At 52.4% G+C, this 23,806-nt stretch carries 22 protein-coding genes and 1 tRNA gene; 13 read left to right on the top strand and 10 right to left on the bottom strand.

All coding sequences use genetic code 11. The annotated features are described in order from the left end of the window. Positions 1–74 precede the first annotated feature (74 nt). From rsfS to O3661_RS08485, 3 genes are read right to left on the bottom strand one after another with little or no spacing between them, the layout of a single operon-like run. On the bottom strand, positions 75–461 hold the full coding sequence (rsfS, locus tag O3661_RS08495) for a ribosome silencing factor (protein WP_002246503.1): 387 nt from the start codon (positions 459–461) through the stop codon (positions 75–77). A 58-nt stretch (positions 462–519) separates the two neighbouring features. Beyond that, positions 520–1,125 (bottom strand): nicotinate-nucleotide adenylyltransferase, encoded by a 606-nt coding sequence (gene nadD, locus O3661_RS08490; protein WP_371493061.1) that lies wholly within the window; start codon positions 1,123–1,125, stop codon positions 520–522. Positions 1,126–1,143: 18 nt separating this feature from the next. Continuing rightward, entirely contained in the window at positions 1,144–1,728 is a 585-nt protein-coding gene (locus tag O3661_RS08485) for a carbonic anhydrase (RefSeq protein ID WP_049322449.1), read from the bottom strand. Between the two features lie 120 nt (positions 1,729–1,848). Here O3661_RS08485 and O3661_RS08480 point away from each other — a divergent pair, with 120 nt between their 5' ends. Then, complete coding sequence (locus O3661_RS08480; protein WP_371493060.1) at positions 1,849–2,739, top strand: NUDIX domain-containing protein; 891 nt, start codon at positions 1,849–1,851, stop codon at positions 2,737–2,739. Between the two features lie 15 nt (positions 2,740–2,754). Next, entirely contained in the window at positions 2,755–3,696 is a 942-nt protein-coding gene (locus O3661_RS08475; RefSeq protein WP_371493059.1) for an ABC transporter ATP-binding protein, read from the top strand. Positions 3,697–3,770: 74 nt separating this feature from the next. On the opposite strand, the gene O3661_RS08470 is transcribed toward O3661_RS08475, so the two are convergent. The 5 genes from O3661_RS08470 to O3661_RS08450 form a co-directional block, all read right to left on the bottom strand. Beyond that, positions 3,771–6,608 carry a valine--tRNA ligase gene (locus O3661_RS08470; protein ID WP_371493058.1) on the bottom strand — a complete coding sequence of 946 codons (2,838 nt, stop codon included), beginning with the start codon at positions 6,606–6,608 and terminating at the stop codon, positions 3,771–3,773. A gap of 96 nt (positions 6,609–6,704) precedes the next feature. Then, entirely contained in the window at positions 6,705–7,514 is an 810-nt protein-coding gene (gene zupT / locus O3661_RS08465; protein WP_002220178.1) for a zinc transporter ZupT, read from the bottom strand. A 180-nt stretch (positions 7,515–7,694) separates the two neighbouring features. Then, positions 7,695–8,951 (bottom strand): D-amino acid dehydrogenase, encoded by a 1,257-nt coding sequence (locus tag O3661_RS08460; RefSeq protein ID WP_371493056.1) that lies wholly within the window; start codon positions 8,949–8,951, stop codon positions 7,695–7,697. 82 nt (positions 8,952–9,033) lie between these two features. Then, a complete protein-coding gene (locus O3661_RS08455) occupies positions 9,034–10,425 on the bottom strand; it encodes a sodium:alanine symporter family protein (RefSeq protein ID WP_070608402.1) in 1,392 nt (463 codons plus the stop codon). Between the two features lie 365 nt (positions 10,426–10,790). Beyond that, positions 10,791–11,648 (bottom strand): RimK family alpha-L-glutamate ligase, encoded by an 858-nt coding sequence (locus O3661_RS08450; protein WP_371493055.1) that lies wholly within the window; start codon positions 11,646–11,648, stop codon positions 10,791–10,793. Between the two features lie 126 nt (positions 11,649–11,774). Between O3661_RS08450 and O3661_RS08445 the strand changes: the two genes are divergently transcribed. From O3661_RS08445 to O3661_RS08425, 5 genes are all read left to right on the top strand, one after another. Continuing rightward, positions 11,775–13,010: an FAD-binding domain-containing protein gene (locus tag O3661_RS08445; protein WP_371493054.1), complete on the top strand. Its 1,236-nt coding sequence runs from the start codon at positions 11,775–11,777 to the stop codon at positions 13,008–13,010. Between the two features lie 147 nt (positions 13,011–13,157). Continuing rightward, positions 13,158–13,877: a septum site-determining protein MinC gene (gene minC / locus O3661_RS08440; RefSeq protein WP_371493053.1), complete on the top strand. Its 720-nt coding sequence runs from the start codon at positions 13,158–13,160 to the stop codon at positions 13,875–13,877. Positions 13,878–13,903: 26 nt separating this feature from the next. Continuing rightward, positions 13,904–14,719 carry a septum site-determining protein MinD gene (gene minD, locus O3661_RS08435; protein ID WP_108700195.1) on the top strand — a complete coding sequence of 272 codons (816 nt, stop codon included), beginning with the start codon at positions 13,904–13,906 and terminating at the stop codon, positions 14,717–14,719. Between the two features lie 3 nt (positions 14,720–14,722). Continuing rightward, positions 14,723–14,986, top strand: a complete 264-nt coding sequence (gene minE, locus O3661_RS08430) for a cell division topological specificity factor MinE (protein ID WP_003680625.1) — start codon at positions 14,723–14,725, stop codon at positions 14,984–14,986. 3 nt (positions 14,987–14,989) lie between these two features. Beyond that, the gene (locus O3661_RS08425; protein ID WP_004520212.1) at positions 14,990–15,910 is read left to right on the top strand and encodes a hydrogen peroxide-inducible genes activator; all 921 of its coding nucleotides are present in this window, start codon (positions 14,990–14,992) and stop codon (positions 15,908–15,910) included. A gap of 63 nt (positions 15,911–15,973) precedes the next feature. Here the strand turns inward: O3661_RS08425 and O3661_RS08420 are convergent, their stop codons facing one another. Beyond that, entirely contained in the window at positions 15,974–16,186 is a 213-nt protein-coding gene (locus O3661_RS08420) for a glycine zipper 2TM domain-containing protein (RefSeq protein WP_371493052.1), read from the bottom strand. Between the two features lie 254 nt (positions 16,187–16,440). Between O3661_RS08420 and O3661_RS08415 the strand changes: the two genes are divergently transcribed. Then, on the top strand, positions 16,441–16,890 hold the full coding sequence (locus O3661_RS08415) for a CopD family copper resistance protein (RefSeq protein WP_371493051.1): 450 nt from the start codon (positions 16,441–16,443) through the stop codon (positions 16,888–16,890). 33 nt (positions 16,891–16,923) lie between these two features. Beyond that, on the top strand, positions 16,924–17,898 hold the full coding sequence (locus tag O3661_RS08410; protein ID WP_371493050.1) for a TerC family protein: 975 nt from the start codon (positions 16,924–16,926) through the stop codon (positions 17,896–17,898). A 69-nt stretch (positions 17,899–17,967) separates the two neighbouring features. Here O3661_RS08410 and O3661_RS08405 read toward each other — a convergent pair whose 3' ends face one another. After that, entirely contained in the window at positions 17,968–18,399 is a 432-nt protein-coding gene (locus O3661_RS08405; protein ID WP_003749309.1) for a hypothetical protein, read from the bottom strand. 181 nt (positions 18,400–18,580) lie between these two features. On the opposite strand from O3661_RS08405, the gene O3661_RS08400 reads away from it, so the two are divergent. From O3661_RS08400 to O3661_RS08385, 4 genes are all read left to right on the top strand, one after another. Beyond that, a tRNA-Lys gene (locus tag O3661_RS08400) sits at positions 18,581–18,656 on the top strand. Between the two features lie 300 nt (positions 18,657–18,956). Then, positions 18,957–20,399, top strand: coding sequence for an aldehyde dehydrogenase (gene aldA / locus O3661_RS08395; RefSeq protein WP_070814096.1), 1,443 nt, complete (start codon positions 18,957–18,959; stop codon positions 20,397–20,399). A gap of 179 nt (positions 20,400–20,578) precedes the next feature. After that, the gene (lysS, locus tag O3661_RS08390; RefSeq protein ID WP_371493049.1) at positions 20,579–22,090 is read left to right on the top strand and encodes a lysine--tRNA ligase; all 1,512 of its coding nucleotides are present in this window, start codon (positions 20,579–20,581) and stop codon (positions 22,088–22,090) included. Positions 22,091–22,352: 262 nt separating this feature from the next. Next, positions 22,353–23,777 carry an alanine/glycine:cation symporter family protein gene (locus tag O3661_RS08385; RefSeq protein ID WP_371493048.1) on the top strand — a complete coding sequence of 475 codons (1,425 nt, stop codon included), beginning with the start codon at positions 22,353–22,355 and terminating at the stop codon, positions 23,775–23,777. Positions 23,778–23,806: the final 29 nt, after the last annotated feature.

Genomic DNA, 23,806 nt, shown 5'->3' with positions numbered 1-23,806 from the left:
GGAATTATAGCAAAAGGCCGTCTGAAACTTGCTTGCTTTCAAGTTTCAGACGGCCTTTGTATGGATAAACCGTTTTAGTCGGCGGCGTGCCAAGGTTTTTGCATACCGGCGTGGAAACTCGGTTTTTCTCCGCCCCACAAGGTGTCGATGTCGTAGAAGTCGCGCACGGCAGGGAGCATGACGTGGACAACGAGGTCGCCTGCGTCGACGAGCGTCCATTCGCCGCTGTCGCCTTCGGTGCTGAGGATTTCAAAACCGGCTTCTTTCAAATCGACGGCAACGTTGTTCGCCAGTGCTTTGACTTGGCGTGTGCTGTCGCCGCTGGCAATAATCATGCGGGCGAACAGGGAGGTTTTGTCTTGGGTTTCCAAAACAGAGATGTCTTTGGCTTTGATGTCTTCGAGGGCGTTTACGGCCACTTCGACCATTTTTTGCAGGTCTTGCAATTCTTGTTCGTTCATTATTTTCCTAGTTGAAATGTTTTCAGACGGCATTATAGCTTATCTGCCTGAATAAACGCTATTTTTCATAGAGTTTGTGTTGGCGGATGTATTGTGCGACAGGTTGCGGCAGGCCGTCTGAATGGTGCGTTTTGGCGAGATTGGCGCGGATTTGGGTGGAGCTGGTATTGTGCAGCGGCGCGTTGAGGATGCGGACACTGCCGTTTTGCAGGGCTTCGCCGAGCCATGCGTGCAATTCGCGCGGGGTTTTATTGAGGTTGTCGCCTTGGCGCATGGCGATGGCGATATGGGTCTGGCGCACGAGGGTTTGCCATTTTTTCCATGTGTGCAGCTGCATCAGGCTGTCGCTGCCCATCAGCCACCACAGTTGCGCACCGGGAAACTGCTGGCGGAAGATTTGGACGGTGTCAAACGTATAAGTCGCGCCGTTGCGGACGATGTCGCAGTCGCTGGCGGCGAATTTCGGCTCGTCGGCGATGGCAAGTTCGACCATATTGAGGCGCTCTTGTGCCGGCGTGCGCGTGCTGTCTTTGTGGTACGGGTCGCCTGCCGGCAGGAAGACGACAAGGTCCAAACCGATTTCGTCGGCGAAGGCGCGGGCGATATGGAGGTGGCCGTTGTGGATGGGGTCAAACGTGCCACCGAATAATCCGATGTTTTTCATTTCGTGGTGGTGTCTGCGTTAGATATTTTGGCCGTCTGAAGCAGGCAGGCTGCCGTCAACAATCAGGTTGAGCTTGCCTGTGGTCGGATGGATGACCAGACCGTGGATGGCGATGTTGTCGGGCATCAGCGGATGTTTGCGAATCAGCTCGACGGTATGGCGCACGCTGTCTTCAACGTTGTCAAAACCGGTCAGCCAGCCGTCCAAATCGATACCGGCATTGCGCAGAGTTTCGATGCGGTCGTCGGGGATATTGCTGTCGTGTACGCGTTGGAGGAACTCTTCGGCGTGCAATCCGCGCATACCGCAGTCGTGGTGGGCAATGACCATGATTTCTTTGACTTTGAGTTCAAATACGGCGACCAACAAACTGCGCATCACCGAACCCCAAGGGTGGGTCACCAGCGCGCCGGCGTTTTTGATGAGCTTGGCGTCACCGTTTTTCAAGCCCAAGGCATTGGGCAGCAATTCGATAATGCGTGCGTCCATGCAGGAAAGGATGGCCAGCTCGCGGCCGGGGTATTTGTTGGTAAAGTATTTTTCGTATTCGCCCGTTTCGACGAAATGTTGGTTATAGGCGAGGATTTCGCTCAATTCGCTCATGATGTGCTCGTTTCGGATGGTTTACTCTATTATAGCGGTTTTCGGGTAGTGCGGTTGTTTTGCAAATTCGCCGTAAACGGCTAAAATCGACGTATCTTTAGTTCTTTTGGAGGATGCGCCATGTCTCAGTCTTTCCGTTTTGAACGGGTATTCGCGTCCGATGTCCACGACGCATTGTGGGATTGGGCGCAAACCAGCTATGGCGCTTCCGACGATTGGTGCATTCTGTATCTCAACGGCCTGCCTTTGGGCCGTCTGAACCCGTTATGGCGCGAACGCCTCGGGCAAGATTGGACAGGCAGGCAGTCAACCCTTTCAGACGGTCTGAATTTGGAAACCGACGGCTGGCCGGAAATGGGCGACAGTTTGCAAACGCTGGCGCAACAATGGCGCGATTGCGGTTGGCTCAAAGGTTGGCGCGATGAAAAGTTTGATATCTGCGACCAGGCAGGCAAGCCTTTATGCGCACTCGAACGCGCCGCCTTCCGTCCGTTCGGCCTGATGAGTCAGGCAGTACATTTGAACGGATTGGTCGAAACAGAAGACAGTCTGCGCTTTTGGATAGGCCGCCGCAGTCCGCACAAAGCCGTTGATCCAAACAAACTCGACAATCTGACCGGAGGCGGTATCAGCAGCGGCGAGAGGCCGTCTGAAGCCGTCTGTCGCGAGGGCGAAGAAGAAGCAGGCATTCCCGCTTCGTTAACACCCCATATCCGACCGACTGCCCAAATATATAGTTTGCGCCCCGTTAACCGCGGTGTCCACAACGAAATCCTGTATATCTTCGACATCATCCTGCCCGAAGGCTTCCGTCCCGCCAACCAAGACGGCGAAGTTGCCGGTTTTGAACTGATGGACATCCCCACCCTGCTCGATGCCATGTTGTGCGGACACATGATGCACGATGCCCAGCTGGTCACGATCGAAGCCTGCCGTCGATACGGCCTGATCGACCCCAAACATCCGCTGTCCGCATGGCTCGACAGCATCCGTTGCCGACCCCATTTTTAAAGGCCGTCTGAAACCATGTTGCAACTCAAAAACATCAACAAACGCTTCGGCAGCAAAACCGTTGCCCAAGACATCAACCTAAACATCGAAGCAGGAGAAATCCTCGCCGTACTCGGCCGCTCCGGCTGCGGCAAATCCACCCTGCTCAAAACCATCGTCGGCCTAGTGCGTCCCGACAGCGGCGAAGTCTGGCTCAACGGCGACAACATCACCGACATGCCGTCTGAAAAGCGCAATATCTCGCTGATGTTTCAAGACTACGCCCTTTTGCCGCATTTATCCGCCCTCGACAACGTCGGCTTCGGCCTCAAAATGCGCCGCCTGCCCAAAGCCGAAATCGAAGAACAATCCATGCAGGCCTTGCGCGACATCGGTTTGGAACACGAAGCGCAACGCAAACCCGAAAGCCTCTCCGGCGGCGAACAGCAACGCCTCGCCCTCGCACGCGCCCTAATCACGCGCCCGTCGCTGTTGCTATTGGACGAAGCCTTCTCCAGCCTCGACACCCACCTGCGCCGCCACCTGCGCACCCTGACCGCCGAACGCATCCGCAGTCAAAACATCCCCGCCATCCTCGTGACCCACTCCGCCGAGGAAGCCTGCACCATGGCCGACACCATTGCCATCATGCACGAAGGCCGCATCCTCCAACACGGCACGCCGGAAACCCTTATCCACCGCCCCGTCAACGCCCAAGCCGCCCTGCTGCTCGGTTTGGCCAACACCGACGACACACGCTACATCCCCCAACACGCCATCCGATTCGACCCGAATGGCACAGCCGTCCGCATCAGCGAAGCCGTTCCCCTCGCCGAAGGCACACGCCTCACCCTTGCCCATCCGCAATACGGCGATTTGATTTGGTATCCCCACGCCGACCACGATACGGACAAACCGCAAACCGGACAGAAAATCCGCATCAGCGTGGATGAAAATCAGATTGTTTGGTTTGATTGAATTTGATGGATTAAGAAAAAGAAAAAGGCCGTCTGAAAAAACATTTTTCAGACGGCCTTATCTATTCAGCTAAATCAGTCTTTCAACTTCGCCAACTGAGTTTGAACTTTCGCCATTTTGTCTTCCAATTCCGCCAAATCGGCTTTGTCTTTTTCCACCAAATGCGCCGGGGCTTTTTCGGTGTAGCCGGGTTTGGAGAGTTTGGCATTGAGTTTGTCCAAGGCTTTTTGCAGCTTCTCGGCTTCTTTGCTCAAACGGGCGGTTTCGGCGGCTTTATCGATTTCGACTTTCAGCATCAGGCGCGCGCAATTGCAGACGGCGCTAGGTGCGTCTTCGCTTTCGGGCAGGGCGGCGACTTGCTGTGCTTCGGTCAGGCGGGTCATCATCGGCAGGTATTTGAGGTAGTCCGCCAAGTCGTCCACGCTTTCGACAAACAGCGGGGCTTTCACGTTGGGCTGGATGCCCATTTCGCCGCGCAGGTTGCGGACGGCGCCGATCAAATCCTGCAACACGGTCATTTGCTCGAAGGTCGTCTGAACGATTTGTTCGCGGTCGGCTTCGGGAAAACGGGCGAGCATGATGCTGTCGGCGGTTTTCGCGTCGCACATGGGGGCGACGGTTTGCCACAGTTCTTCGGTGATGAACGGGATAATCGGGTGCAGCAGGCGCAGGGCGGCTTCGAGTACACGCAATAAGGTATGGCGTGTGGCGCGCTGACGGCTGGCACAGCCGGTTTGGAGCTGTACTTTGGCGAGTTCCAGATACCAGTCGCAATAGTCGTTCCACACGAAGCTGTACAGGGTTTCCGCAGCCAAATCAAAGCGGTAGGTTTCGTAGGCTTGCGTAACCTGCTCGATGGTTTGATTCAGACGGCCTATGATCCACATATCGGGGAAGGAGTAGCCGCGCGGTTCGGTGGTGGTTGCGCCGTAGCCGCAGTCTTGATTTTCGGTGTTCATCAAGACGAAGTTAGTGGCGTTCCAGATTTTGTTGCAGAAGTTGCGGTAGCCTTCGGCGCGTTTGAAGTCGAAGTTGACGCTGCGGCCGAGGCTGGCGTAGCTCGCCATGGTGAAGCGCAATGCGTCCGCGCCCATGCTCGGAATGCCTTCAGGGAAGAGTTTTTTGGTGGCTTCTTCCACTTTCGGCGCGGTTTCGGGTTTGCGCAGGCCGGTTGTGCGTTTCACCAGTAATTTGTCCAAGTCGATGCCGTCGATCAAATCCACAGGGTCGATGACATTGCCTTCGGATTTGGACATTTTTTTGCCTTCGTGGTCGCGCACGATGCCATGGATGTACACGTCTTTAAACGGTACTTTGCCGGTGAAGTGGGTGGTCATCATAATCATGCGTGCTACCCAGAAGAAGATGATTTCGTAGCCGGTAACCAAGACGTTAGACGGCAGGAAGGCTTTGAGTTCGTCGGTTTCAGACGGCCAGCCCAATGTGGAGAACGGCACGAGCGCGGAGGAGAACCATGTGTCCAATACGTCTTCTTCGCGGGTCAAACCGGTTTTGCCAGCTTGTTTTTCGGCTTCTTCCTGATTGCGGGCGACGTACACATTGCCTTCGTTGTCGTACCATGCAGGGATTTGATGGCCCCACCACAGTTGGCGCGAAATACACCAGTCTTGGATGTTGTTCATCCATTGGTTGTAGGTGTTGACCCAGTTTTCAGGGATAAAGCGCACCGCGCCGCTGTCGACGGCTTTTTTGGCTTTGTCGGCGAGGCTTAAGCCTTTGAATTCGCTGTCAGGCTCGCCGCCGTTTGGTGTGGCGGACATGGCGACAAACCATTGGCTGGTCAGCATCGGCTCAATCACTGAGCCGGTGCGGTCGCCCTTCGGCGTCATCAGCGTGTGCGGTTTGATTTCGACCAAGAAGCCTTGTTCCTGCAAATCAGCAACCATTTGTTTGCGCGCGGCAAAGCGGTCCAAGCCTGCGTATTTTTCAGGCAGGGCAAAGCCTGGTTGCGCTTCGCCTTTGAAGTTGAACACTTCAGCGTTTGCCAGCACTTTGGCTTCCAAATCGAACACATTAACCAAACGCGTGTCGTGGCGTTTGCCGACTTCGTAGTCGTTGAAGTCGTGCGCAGGCGTGATTTTCACGCAGCCTGTGCCGAAGTCTTTTTCAACGTATTCGTCGGCAATCACGGGGATGGTACGGCCGGTCAGCGGCAGGATTAATTCCTTGCCAATCAAATGGGTATAACGTTCGTCTTCAGGATTGACGGCAACGGCCACGTCGCCCAGCAGTGTTTCGGGGCGGGTGGTGGCGACGATAACGGCTTCGGCAGGATTATCGGCCAGCGGATAGCGGATGTGCCACATGGAGCCTTGTTCTTCCACGCTTTCCACTTCCAAATCAGACACTGCCGTACCCAATACCGGATCCCAGTTCACCAGGCGTTTGCCGCGGTAAATCAAGCCCTGTTCATACAGGCGCACGAACACTTCGGTCACGGTTTCGGCACGCACGTCGTCCATCGTGAAATACTCGCGCGTCCAGTCGGCAGAGCAGCCCACGCGGCGCATTTGTTGGGTAATCGTACCGCCGGAAACTTCTTTCCATTCCCACACTTTTTCCAAGAATTTTTCGCGACCCAAGTCATGACGGGACACGTTTTGCGCGGCAAGCTGACGCTCGACCACGATTTGCGTGGCGATGCCCGCGTGGTCGGTGCCCGGAATCCAGGCGGTGTTGCAGCCTTTCATGCGGTAGTAGCGGGTCAGGCCGTCCATGATGGTTTGGTTGAAGGCATGACCCATGTGCAGCGTGCCGGTTACATTGGGCGGCGGCAGTTGGATGGAGAAAGATGGTTTCGTCAAATCCATATCAGGTTGGAAATAGCCCTGCTCTTCCCAGTTTTGATAATGTTTGGATTCGATTTCGGCTGGATTGTATTTGTCTAACATGATGGAACTTTGTGAAATTAAGGTTATTTTTGATGTGCGGATTATAACGCAAAAAGGCCGTCTGAATCATTTCAGACAGCCTTTGGCATACGGGTTTTAAAAACGGAACAATACTAGGCTGACGGCAATCACCGCCATACCCGTTGTCAGGCCGTAAACGGTTTCATGGCCGTCTGAATAGCGTTTGGCGGCCGGCAGCAGCTCGTCCAACGCCAAAAACACCATCACGCCGGCTATCACGCCGAATACTGAACCAAACACGGCAGGCGACAAAAACGGCTGCAAAACCAAATAGCCCAAAGCCGCCCCCAAAGGCTCGGCCAAACCGGATAGCAGACACGCCCATACCGTTTTCTTACGGCTTCGAGTGGCAAAATAAACCGGCGCGGCGATGGAAATGCCCTCCGGAATATTATGAATGGCAATCGCCAAGGCCAAAGGCATCCCGACCGCCGGATTTTCCAAGGTGGCAAAAAACGTCGCCAAGCCTTCGGGGAAATTGTGCGCCGTAATCGCAAACGCCGCCATCATGCCGACTCGCGCGATATGGCGGCGTTTGCTTTCTTGAAACGACGGGTCTTGCGCGTCTAAAGTTTCATGCGGGTTCGGCACCAGGCGGTCAATCAGCGCAATGCCGCCCATACCGGCCAAAAATGCCATGGTCGCCGCCGCAAACGCGTGGTCTTTATCATAAATTTCAGCGAACGCCTCACTGGATTTACTGAAAATTTCCGTCAGGGAAACATACACCATCGCACCGCCGGCAAATGCCAAACCAAACGACAACACGCGCGGATTGGGCGTTTTGGAAAACATCACTAGGCCGCTGCCTAATACGGTAAACAAACCGGCAGCCAACGTAATGGAAAAGGCAACGGCCAAATTGGACATCGAAAAATCGGGCATGAGAAAACCTGCGCTAAAAGCCGGGACAGGTTCAGACTAACACTTTTTAATGCGCATGATAATAGTTATTATTTATTTTATTGATTGGATACACGGATTTTGAAACAAAAGGCCGTCTGAAAAATGGTTTTCAGACGGCCCTTAAGTTTGAAATATCACCAAACCTTATCGCTTTCCAGCTTAAGCCTGATAGCGCGACAGGCTCAAGTCGTCGCTGCGGATTTCGGTGTCTTTGCCGCTCACGATATCGGCGGTCAATTTTGCCGAACCCAGCGACATGGTCCAGCCTAAAGTACCGTGGCCGGTATTCAGGAACAGGTTGTCAAAGCGGGTGCGGCCGATTAGCGGCGTGCTGTCGGGCGTCATTGGTCTGAGGCCGCTCCAGAACAATGCCTGATTCAAGTCGCCGCCTTCGGGGAATAAATCGTTGACGACCAAAGCCAAGGTTTCGCGGCGTTTTTCGGGCAGTTTGATTTCGTAGCCGGACAATTCCGCCATACCGCCGACGCGGATTCTGTTGTCGAATCGTGTGATGGCGACTTTGTAGCTTTCGTCCAAAACGGTGGACACCGGCGCGCCGTCGGAATTTGTGACCGGCAGGGTCAAGGAATAGCCTTTGACGGGGTAAATGGGCAGATTCAGGTCCAACTGCGCCAAAACCGTCCTGCTGAAGCAGCCGAGCGCGCAGACGAAGGCATCTGCTTCAAACCGCCCTGTTTCGGTTTCAACGGCTTTGATGCGCAGCCCGTTGTGGTCGATGCGGCTGATGGTTTGGTTGAAATGAAACTGTACGCCCTTTTCCTGACACAATTTGTACAGGTTTTCAGTGAAGAGGTGGCAGTCGCCGGTTGCATCTGCGGGCAGGTGCAGGCCGCCGGCAATTTTTGCGGTAACGCGCGCCAGCGCAGGCTCAAACTCTGCGCATTCTTCGGGTTTCAGACGGCGGTAGGGCACGCCGTATCGTTCCAAAACGGCAATGTCTTGTTCTGCCGCTTCGACTTCTTTGGTTTGGCGGAAAATCTGCAACGTCCCTTTTTTGCGCCCTTCAAAATTCATGCCGGTTTGTGCTTCAAAACGGCGGAACATTTCACGGCTGTATTCGGAAATCCTGACCATACGCTCTTTATTGATTTGATAGCGCGCTGCCGTGCAGTTTTGCAGCATTTGCCACAGCCATTCGATTTGATACAGGCTGCTATCGGGGCGAAACAGTAAAGGCGGATGGCTTTTAAACAACCATTTCAGCGCTTTGGTCGGGATGCCGGGTGCCGCCCAGGGCGTGGTATAGCCGTAAGAAAGTTGGCCTGCATTGGCAAAACTGGTTTCCATTGCCACGCCCTCGGCGCGGTCGATGACCGTTACTTCATGTCCTGCCTCTGCCAGATACCACGCGGAAGATACGCCGGCAACTCCGGCACCTAAAACCAGCACTTTCATTTTTCTCCTCCTCTGACTTTTTTCAAAACAAACTGATATCCATCGGGCCGTCTGAATATTCCGTTTCAGACGGCCTTGGACATCAATGCGGCAATTCGCCGTTTTTGATTTTTTGTTTGAAGTCGCGCGTTTCATTGACGATGACTTTCGCCATCAACAAAAGCGCAATCAGGTTGGGCAAGGCCATCAAGCCGTTGAATGTGTCTGAAGCCAGCCACACCAAATCAAGGCTCAACACGGTACCCAGCATGACGGAAGAGACGTAACCCACGCGGTACAAACCGGCAAACTTCTCGCCGAAGACATAAACCGCGCATTTCTCGCCGTAATAACACCAGCCGAGAATGGTTGAGTAGGCGAAGAAAATCAGGCCGATGGTGACAATCCAGCCGCCGATGCCGGGCAGCATTTTTTGGAAAGTGACGGTTGTCAGCGCCGCGCCGCTCAATTCAGGTTTCACAAACTCGCCGCCTGCGCCGAGCAGACCCATGACCAACACGATACCGGTAATCGAGCAGACAACGATGGTGTCCAAAAACGTACCGGTCATGGAAACCAATGCCTGACGGACGGGGTGGTCGGTTTTCGCGGCGGCGGCGGCAATCGGCGCAGAACCCATACCCGCCTCATTGGAGAACACGCCGCGCGCCACGCCGTAGCGGATGACCGTACCGATGGCACCGCCTGCCACGGCTTGTGCGCTAAACGCATCGGAGAAAATCAGTTTGACGGCGGGCATCAATACATCGGAATTAATCACGATAATGGCAATACCGCCTACTACATAAAACACTGCCATGGCAGGCACGATAAAGGACGCGGCTTTGGCGATGCCCTTAATGCCGCCCAAAAGTACAATGGCCGTTAATACAGTCAATATCACGCCGGTGTAGGCAGGTTCGACGCCGAAGCTGGTTTGTACTGCCTGCGCAACCGAGTTGGACTGCACCGAGCTGCCGATACCGAAGGAAGCGAAAGTACCGAACAGCGCAAATGCAACGGCCATCCATTTCCAGTTTTTGCCCAAGCCTTTTTCGATGTAATACATCGGGCCGCCGGACATTTCGCCTTTGGAATTGGTGACGCGGTATTTCACCGCCAACACGCCTTCGCCGTATTTGGTGGCCATGCCGAAAATGGCGGTCATCCACATCCAAAATACCGCGCCTGGGCCGCCTGTTACCACCGCTGTCGCCACACCGGCGATGTTACCCGTACCGATGGTGGCGGACAGCGCGGTCATCAACGCCGCGAAATGGGAAATATCGCCTTCGTGGTCTTCACCGTCTTCATGCTTCTTTGACGGCACAAACGCCTGTTTCAGCGCATAACCCAACATGGTGAACTGCAAGCCTTTCAGCAACACGGTCAGCAAAATGCCCGTACCGACCAGCAGCATCAACATAATAGGTCCCCAGACCCAGCCGCTGATGGTTTCGAAAAAGGCTTTGAGATTGTCTAAAAAAAATTGCATGGCTTTCTCCTTTGTCTGTTTTATTTTTTTATGCACTACTTTTTGTAGTGTCATGTAATTTCAGCACAGAATATTCAATAAGACAATATCTTTCTTTTTAAAAAGATTTTTGAGGTTTTACCCTAAAAAGATACCTATTTAGACCGACCAGATTGTTTACAATCCGCTAAAAATAAAGGCTGCGGCCGAGATAAAATGCCAAATGAAAGTTAATCAACCATCAATTAAGACTGCAACAATTAAAATGACACAATCGACAAATGGCACATTATTGAAAAATACAAATGCGCAAATCTTGTTTAAAAAAAGCCTCAGACCGTCTGAAAGATGGTTTTCAGACGGCCTGAGGCTTGTTATTTATAAAGTCAGGTTGATGAATGTTGTCCAAGCAACTGCGCCAACACTCGGGCAAAGCGTTCCGTCGTGCCTTCGCTGGTGTGCAAATACAGGGCAGGTTCGATGAGTTCCAATTCATTGAGCAGGAAGGTGTCGCCGACCAATGTGCCGTCCACTCGGGCGTAAACCGGCATTTGCGGCAAAGTGGCCAGTACGTCTTGCGCGGCACGGACGGCAAATTCGGGCGGCTCAATACCGAACACCGACACGCCATAGGCCGAGTTGGCGCGCCATTCTCCTTGCGGTGGCTGACGGCGCACGGCATGGCTGAATACGCCGTTGAAAAATACCAGCGAGGTTTCGCCTGCTGTTTCGATTTCGCGGATATACGGTTGAACAATCATGCCTTGTGGATAATCCGCCATGTTCACGTCCAATGCGTCCGCACAAACTTTGACCACGCCTTTGCCGCTCTGCCCGAATGCCGGCTTGATGACCGCTTCCGTCCAGCCCTGTTGGTTCAGGATGTCGGCCAATTCGGCTTTTTGCGGCGGAACGAACACACTGGGAATCACTTGCGCTCCGCGCGCCGCCAAATCGCACAAATAAGTCTTTTCCATATTCCAAGCCATCAATTCGGGCGGATTGATAAAACGCTGCCCCGCCTGCCCGGCATGTTCCAGCCATTGGCGGAAGGCTTCGGGTTCGGCGGCATAATCCCATGCGCACAAAGGCAGTAAAAACGTCGCAGACGGATGGTTTTGCCACACATCAAATACGGTTTTCACGCCCATGCTTTCCAAGCATGCCGCCAATGTTTTCAGGTTGTCCGATGGTTCGGGATAGGTTTGGCAGGTAATGAGTGCCAAAACGGTTTGCTCGATCATGGTTGCCGCCTCATTGCTAAAACCAAAATTATATAGCGAAATCAAACCAAAAGATTTTTCAGACGGCCTGATACATGAGGCCGATTCTGATAAAATGGTTTCCCCTTTTTCCGTCGGAACATGCTCATGAAATCTGCTCACGTCCTTGTCTGGTTCCGCCGCAACCTCCGCCTGCACGACAATGCCGCGCTTAATGCCGCCGTTGCAAGCGGTTTGCCCATCGCCTGTGTCTGGGTCAGCCAAAGGCCGTCTGAAAACCACAATCCGCGTCAAAGCCTGTTCCATTATCAAGCCGCACAAGAGCTGCATACCCGTCTGGCGGCGCACCATATTCCTTTATATGTCGTCGCTTCCGACGAAGACCTCCTCCCCTTGGCTACTGCGCTTAATGCCCATACCGTCATCACAGACGAAACCTATACCGAAGCCGAAATCCGCCAAGACAACCACCTCTGGCACAATTTCGACCGCGCAGGCATTGCCCTGCAACACGCCAACGACCGCGGCATTTTGGCCAAATCCCCCCTCATGGATGCCAACGGCCTACCCTACACCGATTTTGCCGCCTATAAACAAGCATGGTTGCAGGCTTATTCAGGACAAAGGCCGTCTGAAACCGAATTGCCTGTTCAAACTGAACAAAACGTTCCACTGTTTCCAGCCCATACCGGCGCAGTATTGCCTGCCTATCAACAGGGCGGCGAAACCGCAGCCTTAACGCAATGGCACGCGTTCAAACAGAATTTGATTCACTACCCGATTACTCAAAATTTTCCGGCACGAAAAAACACCAGCCTCCTCAATGCCTACCTGTCCGCAGGCTGCATTTCACCGCGCCTGCTGGCCGCCGAAGGATTGGCAAACCGACATTTCGAGTGGCTGGACAAACTTATTTTCCGCGACTACTGCTACCAGCTCGCCTACCACCGCCGCCTGCCCGAAACAACCGATGCCGCCCCGGTGCGCGAATACTGGCGCAACGGCCGAACCGGGGTACCCATCATCGACGCCTCCATCCGCAGCCTCGAAGCCACCGGCCACCTACATCCTGTTCTCCAGCAGCTGTGCGCCCACTATTTCTGCCACGCGCTCAACCTCGATCCCAACCAAGGCATCGCGTGGACAGCCTCCGTCCAAACCGGCACCGACCCTGCGCTCAACCAAGCCAACTGGCACCTTGCCGCCCAAGACACGGCCACCGTCCGTTATGCCCACCGTTCGCACCAAATCGATCCCGACGGCAGCTACATCCGCAGTTACCTCCCCGAATTGGCACACCTGCCGTCCACCCTCATCCACACGCCGTGGGCCGCCGCCGACGACATCGACACACACGGCTATCCCTTTCCCACGGCCGTCTGAAACCTGCGTTCACACCAAAAAACCACACTAAATACAGCTGAAAAACGTTCAAACAAAATATTTTGGTTTCAGACGGCCAAACAGATTGAATAGCCAAGATTTACACGGTAAACTTACGTCATTAAAAAATTTTATTATTTCATTACAATGAAACCCGCATTCGACATAAAAACGTCACGTTTGGACGTCTTATCCATCCATCTGCACACCGCAGATCTAACCGAATTGGAAGAATTCCTGCGCCAACTGGCAGGCCAATCCCAAGACGAATTCGTTCCCTTCATTTTAGACGTACAAGATTTCGACCATCCAGAATCCATCGATTTGGGCGGCATGATTTCCCTGTTTGCCCGTTACGGCATGCAAATTTTAGGGTTGCACCACACCAGCGATACCTGGGCGGCAGCGGCGGCGCGTTACCACTTGGTCTTCAAACAAGGCAACGCCACCCAGGCAGCCGACACACAGGCAGCACCTGCTCCGCGCCAAGCACCACAGCCGCAAGACGTACAGGCCACCGTCATCAACAATCCGACCGTATTGGTCAGCACGCCCGTGCGTACCGGCCAGCAGGTGTACGCTGAAAACGGCGACCTCATCGTTACCGGCATCGTTAGCCAAGGCGCAGAACTTATCGCCGACGGCAACATCCATATTTACGCCCCCATGCGCGGCAGAGCGTTGGCCGGTGCGAAAGGCAACACCAACGCGCGCATCTTCATCCATTCCATGCAGGCCGAGTTAGTCTCCGTTGCCGGCATCTACCGCAACTTCGAGCAAGACCTGCCCGAGCATCTGCACAAAAAACCCGTACAAGTATCATTGCAAGACAACCGACTGGTTATCAGCGCAATCGACGCCGAATAAACATCAGTACTTAAAAAGGAAATATCGTGTCCAAAATCATCGTAGTAACTTCAGGTAAAGGCGGCGTAGGCAAGACCACTACCAGCGCCAGCATCGCAACCGGCCTAGCCCTGCGCGGCCACAAAACCGCCGTAATCGACTTCGACGTCGGTTTGCGCAACCTCGACCTGATTATGGGTTGCGAACGCCGCGTCGTGTATGACCTCATCAACGTCATCCAAGGCGAAGCCACACTCAACCAAGCCCTGATTAAAGACAAAAACTGCGAAAACCTCTACATCCTGCCCGCCTCGCAAACCCGCGACAAAGACGCGTTGACCCGCGAAGGTGTGGACAACGTGATGAAAGAGCTGTCCAGCGAAAAAATGGGCTTCGAATTCATTATCTGCGATTCCCCTGCCGGTATCGAACAAGGTGCACTGATGGCACTCTACTTTGCCGACGAAGCCATCATTACCACCAATCCGGAAGTATCCAGCGTCCGCGACTCCGACCGCATCTTGGGCATTTTGCAAAGCAAATCCCGCAAAGCCGAACAAGGCGGCACTGTTAAAGAGCACCTGCTGATTACCCGCTACTCCCCTGAGCGCGTGGCTAAAGGCGAAATGCTGTCTGTACAAGACATCTGCGACATCTTGCGTATTCCGTTGATCGGTGTGATTCCTGAATCACAAAACGTTCTGCAAGCTTCCAACGCCGGCGAACCTGTCATTCACCAAGACAATGCCGCCGCAGCCGAAGCCTACAAAGACGTTATTGCCCGCCTCTTGGGTGAAAACCGCGAAATGCGTTTCCTTGAAGCCGAGAAAAAAGGTTTCTTAAAACGACTGTTCGGAGGTTAATACATGTCACTGCTCGATATGCTGTTCGGCAGAAAGCCGAAAACCGCCACCGTCGCGCGCGACCGCCTGCAAATCATCATCGCGCAAGAGCGCGCACAAGAAGGCCAAGCTCCGGATTATCTACCAACCTTGCGTAAAGAGTTGTTGGAAGTCCTGTCCAAATACGTCAACGTATCATTGGACGATATCCGCATCTCCCAAGAAAAACAAGACGGCTTAGACGTTCTTGAGCTGAACATCACCCTGCCGGAACAAAAAAAGGCTTAACACATGACCTTGACCGAATTGCGTTACATCGTAGCCGTCGCACAAGAACGTCACTTCGGACGTGCCGCACGACGCTGCTTTGTCAGCCAGCCCACCCTCTCCATCGCCATCAAAAAGCTGGAGGAAGAGCTGTCGGTATCCCTGTTCGACCGTAGCAGCAACGACATCATCACGACCGAAGCGGGCGAGCGCATTGTCGCCCAAGCCCGACGGGTTTTGGAAGAAGCCGAACTCATCAAGCACCTTGCCAATGAAGAGCAAAACGAATTGGAAGGTGCGTTCAAACTAGGCCTGATTTTCACCGTTGCCCCCTACCTTCTGCCCAAGCTCATTACCGCGCTGCGTGAAACCGCGCCGAAAATGCCGCTGATGCTGGAAGAGAACTATACCCACATCCTGACCGAGTCGCTCAAACGCGGCGATGTCGATGCAATCGTCGTTGCCGAACCGTTCCAAGAGCCGGGCATCGTAACCGAGCCTCTGTATGATGAACCTTTCTTCGTCATTGTTCCCAAAGGCCATCACTTTGAAGAACTCGATGCTGTTACGCCTCAGCTTTTAGGCGAAGAACAAGTATTGCTGCTGTCCGAAGGCAACTGTATGCGCGACCAAGTGTTGGCAAGCTGTTCTGAATTGGCTTCCAAACAAAAAATTCAAGGTTTGACCAATACCCTGCAAGGCAGCTCCATCAATACCATCCGCCACATGGTTGCCAGCGGTTTGGCCATCAGCGTCATGCCGGCTACCGCATTGACCGAAAACGACCATATGCTTTTCAGCATTATCCCGTTTGAAGGCAATGCGCCGCACCGCCGTGTCGTTTTGGCCTATCGCCGCAACTTTGTCCGTCCGAAAGCACTGACTGCTTTGCGTACTGCTATTTTGCAATCGCAACTGACCGGTGTAACGTTCGTCAACGAATAAACCGCAAAACAAAAGGCCGTCTGAACATTCAGACGGCCTTTTTATTTTTAACCGAATAAAGGATTAGTAGCGGGTATGAACCTGACTGCCGATAACGCCACCCAAAGCCGCACCACCCAAGGTAGAGCCGGTATCGCCACCAATCAAGTTACCTGCCACGCCACCCAATACCGCACCAGTAGCAGCGTTGCGTTGGGTTTGGGTCATATTGGCACATGCACCCAAAGAGGCAGCCAACATGATCAAGGTCACAGTTTTTGCAAAAGTTTTCTTCATGGTTTGATTCTCCATCAGGGGTTAAGCTGTATATGGAGCAGTATGGCACAACCTTTCATTAATAAACTTTCTGATAAGTAAAGACTGATTAAACTAAGATAAAGCTTTTGATGAACGGTTAACTTCAAAAATAAACGGCAATTCCACTAGAATATTTATAAAATTTAATATATTTGGCATAAAATTGCGCATACATCAACCACATTCGGTAGTGATACAATGACGACTTGTCTGAATTACCGGAAACACCCGTCATGAGTATCTACGCACTGGCACACATCATCCACGTTTATTGCGCGATTGCCTTTGTCGGCGGCGTATTTTTCGAAATGCTGGTCCTCTCCGTTTTACACACCGGCCGCGTTTCACGCGAATCGCGCCGCGAAGTCGAACGTGCCATGTCCTATCGTGCCGTCCGCGTAATGCCGCCTGTCGTCATTACCCTGTTCATCAGCGGCATCGTGATGGTGTACAACCGCTACCTGCCGATACTGCACCACCCATTCGACAGCTCCTTCGGCATCATGCTGGGCATCAAAATCCTGTTGGCAGTAAGCGTTTTGGTACATTTTGCCATCGCCGTCGTCAAAATGGCACGGCACACCCTCACCGTCGGCTGGTCGAAATACATACACGCCGTCGTATTCAGCCATATGCTGTTTATCGTCTTTTTTGCCAAGGCGATGTTCTACCTGTCTTGGTAAACCTTACCCATACCCCACACACAAGGATTGTTTATGACCCAATACCCGTCCGTCGGCTCGCCGATGTTTTACGGCATCTTCTTTATTGCCGTCTTAATCATGATCGCCATCGATATGGTATCTCTGAAAAAAAACGGCTCCCACAAAGTCAGCATCAAAGAAGCCCTCGCCTGGAGCGGCATTTGGGTGGCCGTATCCTGCGCATTTGCAGGCTGGCTCTATTTTGAACTGGCGGGCAACCCGACTTACGGGGCCGTTGTCGCCAAAGAAAAAGTCCTCGAATTCTTCACCGGCTATGTACTCGAAAAATCCCTTGCCGTCGATAACATCTTCGTTTTCCTGATGATTTTCGGCTACTTCAAAGTCGAACCCAAATTCCAACACCGCATCTTGCTCTATGGTGTATTCGGCGCCATCGTCCTACGCGCCATCATGATCTTCATCGGCGCAGCCTTGGTACAACAATTTGAATGGATTTTGTACCTCTTCGGCGCATTCCTCTTATACACCGGCATTCACATGATGAAGCCCGAAGCCGAAGCTGAAGAAGACCTTTCCCAAAACAAGATCCTGACCCTGCTCAAAAAAGTCATCCCGACCAGCCAACAGTTTGACGGTGAAAAATTCTTTACCATTGAAAACGGCAAACGCATCGCTACGCCGCTTTTGCTGGTATTGATTATGATCGAATTGAGCGACGTCATCTTCGCCGTGGACAGCATCCCCGCTATTTTTGCCGTAACCACCGACCCTTTCATCGTCCTCACTTCCAACATTTTTGCCATCTTAGGCCTGCGTGCCATGTACTTCTTACTGGCAGACTTTGCCGAACGCTTTATTTTCCTCAAATACGGCTTGGCCTTCGTATTGAGCTTTATCGGTATCAAGATGCTGATTATGCACTGGGTGCATATCCCGATTTCCATTTCCCTGTCCGTCGTCTTCGGCGCACTGGGTGCATCCATCCTGACTTCTTTGGTGTACACGCGTCAGCAAGAAAAAAAATAATCTGCCGATACAAAAAGGCCGTCTGAAAAACATTTTTTCAGACGGCCTTTTCAAATATCGAACACCGGCTTATTTAGCAGCATCTTTCAATTTGTCGGCAGCTTCTTGAGTTGCATCGGCAGCTTTACCCAAAGCATCTTTAGCCGCATCTTTGGCAGCGTCTTTAGCTTCGCCCACAGCAGCTTTTGCATCGTCCAAGGCTTTGTCGCTGGCTTCTTTAGCACCATCGATGGCTTTACCGGTAGTTTCTTTAGCATCGGAAATTGCTTTCTCCGCAGTTTCCTTCGCATCGGCACCGGCTTCTTTAGCATCAGAAACAGCCTGTTCAGCAGCGCCTTTAGCTTCGGAAGCAGCAGCATCGGCAGCAGAAGCCGCGTGTTCGGCAGCAGCGTTCACATCAGAAGCAACGGCAGAAGCCGCTTCTTGAGTTTCCTGTTTCGCCTCTTGAGAACAAGCAGCCAAACCAGCCACCATCATCGCAGCAATCAATAATTTTTTCATGTTGTATATCCTTTGGTCTAAAAAATATCCATCAGAACTGACAGATTGGAAAATCATAACATAATTAATACTCGAAAATGGGAGAATTAACGCCAAATAACAACCGATTTACGTTTTCTGAAGAAAATTTCAAAAAACAGTTGACGAAAAGAAACAAGTTCCCTATAATGCACAGCTTGTCGGGTCGTTAGCTCAGTCGGTAGAGCAGCGGACTTTTAATCCGTTGGTCGAGCGTTCGAATCGCTCACGACCCACCAAATATGAAAACCTGCTTTGAAAAAAGCAGGTTTTTTTTATATTCTCCATCAAGCCTTTCTTCACTTGATACCTTTCTCATCATCAAAATCAAGCAATATCTGAGCTTTGTCACAATGCTGTTATGGACTCAACTCAAGGCATCACACCAGTACCAACCTCTTATCCAACTCCCTTACCCATCACCTTTTTCTAAAAACTTCCAAACACCTATCATCAACCCATGCCAAATCCTCTTGTATGCCAGACAATTTAGGCATAGACTAAAACTACATCCAACTACAACAATAGGAGAAGGTTTGATGAAACAACTGTCTATGTATATCAACGGCCGCTTTGAAACCGACTTTAACGGTACATGGCGTGATGTATTGAATCCGGCAACCGAAGAAGTCATCGCGCGTGAGCCTAAAGGCGGAAAAGCCGATGTTGATCGTGCCGTTGCCGCGGCCAGAGATGCGCAAACTGCATGGGAGCGTTTGCCTGCCGTTGAACGCGGCGCATACCTGCGCAAAATCGCCCAAGGCATCCGCGAACGTGCCGACGAGCTGACCGACACTATTGTTGCTGAAGGCGGCAAAACCAAAGACTTGGCACGCATAGAAGTCATGTTCACTGCCGACTATCTCGATTATCAAGCCGAATGGGCGCGCCGTTATGAAGGCGAAATCATCCAAAGCGACCGCCCGCGCGAAAATATTTTATTGTTCAAACGTCCTTTGGGCGTAATCGCCGGCATTTTGCCGTGGAACTTCCCATTCTTCCTGATCGCCCGCAAAATGGGCCCGGCTTTGGTAACTGGCAATACCATCGTCGTCAAACCAAGCAGCGTTACCCCGATTAACTGTCACATCTTTGCTGAAATCGTTCATGCTTCAGGCTTACCGGCCGGCGTATTCAACGTCGTCAACGGCCCGGGCGCAGAAATCGGCAATGCCTTGGCATCACATCCGCAAGTCGACATGGTCAGCCTGACCGGTTCTGTCGATGCCGGCCGCCAAGTAATGGAAGCCGCCGCCACCAACATCACCAAAGTCTCACTGGAACTGGGTGGCAAAGCCCCTGCCATCGTCCTGAAAGATGCCGACTTGGATCTGGCCGTCAAATCCATCTTGGCTTCACGCGTGGGCAATACCGGCCAAATCTGTAACTGCGCCGAACGCGTATATGTCCACAGCAGCCTGAAAGACGCGTTTATCGAAAAAATGACCGCCGCCATGAAAGGCGTACGCTACGGCAACCCGGCCGAAGCCGAACCCGGCGCACTGGAAATGGGGCCGTTGATTGAAGAACGCGCCGTAAAATCCGTTGCCGAGAAAGTCGAACGCGCAGTTCGACAAGGCGCAACTTTGGTTTGCGGCGGCAAACGTGCCGACGGCAAAGGCTACTTCTTCGAACCTACCCTGCTGACCGATACCGACAACAGCATGGACATCATGAAGGAAGAAACCTTCGGCCCCGTCCTGCCGGTTGCCACTTTCGACACGCTCGATCAAGTCATCGCCTTGGCAAACGACAGCGAATTCGGCCTGACCAGCTCCGTCTATACCACCAATCTGAATGAAGCGTTTTATGTAACCCGCCGCCTGCGTTTCGGCGAAACCTACATCAACCGCGAAAACTTTGAAGCCATGCAGGGCTTCCATGCCGGTTGGAAAAAATCAGGTATCGGCGGCGCCGACGGTAAACACGGTTTGGAAGAATATCTGCAAACCCAAGTCGTTTATTTGGAAACCGATATCTAACTGCCGATACGGCCCTTCATGAAACAAAAGGCCGTCTGAAACCGATTTTTCAGGTTTCAGACGGCCTTTCTACCTTTATAGAAAAAAACACCGACATCGCGTAAAATAGAGCCAATTTTTCACTTTATTCAGGCCGTCTGAAAACTCCGGCAGCCTGACTCATTTTTCCGGAAAACACCATGAGCGAACAAAACAATCCTCAAATCGAGCCGCAGTTGGACGAAAACCAAATCATCGCCCTGCGCCGCGAGAAACTGCACAACATCCGCAAAGAACGCAACGCCTACCCTAACGATTTCAAACGCGACAGCTTTGCCGCCGACCTGCATACCCAATACGGTGAAATCAGCAAAGAAGAACTCGATCCGCAAGGCATTCCCGTCAAAGTAGCCGGCCGCATGATGCTCAAACGTCAAATGGGCAAAGCCAGCTTCGCCACCATTCAAGACGTTACCGGTCAAATCCAGCTTTATCTGAACAACAAAGGCGTGAGCCAAGAAGTTTTGGACGACTTCAACCACTGGGACTTAGGCGACATCGTCGGCGCGGAAGGTACTTTGTTTAAAACCAACCACGGCGAATTGACCGTGCGCGTGTCCGACATCCGTCTGTTGTCCAAATCCCTGCGTCCGCTGCCGGACAAACACAAAGGTTTGAGCGATCAGGAAACCAAATACCGTCAACGCTACGTCGATTTGATTGCCAACGAAGAATCGCGCAATACCTTCATCAAACGCAGCCAAATCATCCAATCCGTGCGCAATTTCATGGTCAACGAGCATTATTTGGAAGTTGAAACCCCAATGATGCACCCGATTCCGGGCGGCGCAACAGCGAAACCCTTCGTGACCCACCACAATGCTTTGGACATTCCGCTCTACCTGCGCATTGCGCCCGAGCTGTATCTGAAACGCTTGGTTGTCGGCGGTTTGGAACGCGTGTTTGAAATCAACCGCAGCTTCCGTAACGAGGGCATGTCCGTACGCCACAACCCCGAATTTACCATGATCGAATTCTACGAAGCCTTCTCCGACTACGAACGCATGATGCAAATGGCGGAAGACATCATCCGCAACGCTTCCCGCGCAGTAAACGGCACAGCAAAAATCAGCTACAACGGAAAAGAAGTCGATTTGGAAAGCCCGTTTGAACGCCTGACCATTCTCGGTGCCATCAAAAAATACAATCCGCACTACACCGATGAGCAGTTGAACGATGAAGAATGGTTGAAAAAAGAAATCGTCAAACACGGTGAAAGCCTGCCTCCGTCTCCGGGTATCGGCAGCCTGCAACTTGCCCTGTTTGAAGGTTGCGCAGAAAGCAAACTGTGGAACCCGACTTTCATCATCGACTACCCTGTCGAAGTGTCGCCATTGGCACGAGCATCCGACAGCAAACCGGGTTTGACCGAACGCTTCGAGCTCTTCGTTGTTGGCCGTGAACTGGCAAACGGCTACTCTGAGTTGAACGATCCGGAAGATCAAGCCGAACGCTTCAAGGCGCAAGTGGCGCAAAAAGATGCCGGCGACGACGAAGCCATGCACTACGATGCCGACTACATCCGCGCCATGGAATTCGGCCTGCCACCGACCGGCGGCTGCGGCATCGGCATCGACCGCTTGGTAATGTTGCTGACCGATTCGCAAACCATCCGCGACGTGATTTTGTTCCCGCAGATGCGTCCCGAATAACGCATTGAAATAAAATCAAGGCCGTCTGAAAACAAGATTCTGTTTTCAGACGACCTTTTTGTTCAAATATGTAAAACGGAAAAATTAAAATCGATAATTCCTTTACATCATAATAATAAAATTCCATGATAATCAAAAGCATAATATAAAAAAGAATATGTAAACGTTTTTCAGTTTGTTGACAGTCTGCTAGAATACATCCAGTTACAGACAGCCCACACACACAGGTCGTCTGAAAATTCAGAAACTCTGAAAGGTTTGTATGGATCAATTTTTCGAACAGCTTCACGGCTGGGTAAACGCCATCAACGACCCAATGTGGTCGGGGTTGGTATATATGCTTTTAGGCGCAGGCCTCTTTTTCACCGTTACCACCGGTTTTGTACAATTCCGCCTCTTCGGCCGCAGTATCAAAGAAATGCTGGGCGGTCGCAAACAAGGTGATGATCCGCACGGAATCACACCGTTCCAAGCATTTGTTACCGGCTTGGCCAGCCGCGTAGGCGTGGGTAACATCGCCGGTGTGGCGATTGCCATCAAACTCGGCGGGCCGGGCGCGGTATTCTGGATGTGGGTAACCGCCTTAATCGGCATGAGTTCGGCGTTTGTCGAATCTTCACTGGCCCAACTCTTTAAAGTCCGGGACTACGACAACCACCACTTCCGCGGCGGTCCTGCCTACTACATCACTCAAGGCCTGGGACAAAAATGGCTGGGCGTTTTGTTCGCCCTGAGCCTGATTTTCTGTTTCGGCTTTGTATTTGAAGCCGTACAGACCAATACCATCGCCGATACCACCAAAGCGGCATGGGACTGGGATCAACACTATGTCGGTGTCGCCCTGGTCATTCTGACTGCCCCGATTATCTTCGGCGGTATCCGTCGCGTATCTAAAGCCGCGGAAATTATCGTTCCGCTGATGGCGGTTTTATATCTCGTCATAGCACTCTTCATCATTGCTACCAATATTTCCCTGATTCCTGATGTGTTCGGTCAGATTTTCTCCAACGCGTTCAACTTCGATTCGGCTGCAGGCGGTTTCCTCGGCGGTCTGATTTCGACCACCATGATGCAGGGTATCAAACGCGGCCTGTATTCCAATGAGGCGGGTATGGGTTCCGCGCCGAACGCCGCAGCCGCAGCCGAAGTGAAACACCCCGTCTCCCAAGGCATGATTCAAATGCTGGGCGTTTTCGTCGATACCATCATCGTCTGCTCATGCACCGCCTTTATCGTCTTGACCTATCAACAGCCTTACGGCGACCTGAGCGGTGCGGCGCTGACCCAAGCGGCAATCGTCAGCCAGGTAGGCGAATGGGGCGCGGGCTTCCTTGCTGCCATCCTGTTTATGTTTGCCTTTTCAACCGTTATCGGCAACTATGCCTATGCCGAGTCCAACGTCCAATTCATCAAGAGCCATTGGCTGATTACCGCCGTTTTCCGTATGCTGGTTTTGGCATGGGTCTACTTCGGCGCAGTTGCCAACGTACCCTTGGTATGGGATATGGCAGACATGGCCATGGGCATCATGGCATGGATTAACCTCGTTGCCATCCTGCTCCTGTCACCACTTGCCTTCCTGCTGTTGAAAGACTACACAGCCAAGCTGAAAATGGGTAAAGACCCAGAGTTCAAACTCTCTGAACACCCAGGCTTGAAACGCAAAATCAAATCCGATATCTGGTAAAACCAAAGGCCGTCTGAAATTTCAGACGG

Origin of the sequence: Neisseria sp. 20925_1_37, from assembly GCF_041433255.1 — a bacterium.
Taxonomy (GTDB): Bacteria; Pseudomonadota; Gammaproteobacteria; order Burkholderiales; family Neisseriaceae; genus Neisseria; species Neisseria flavescens_D.
This window is presented reverse-complemented; position numbering and strand designations above follow the sequence as displayed.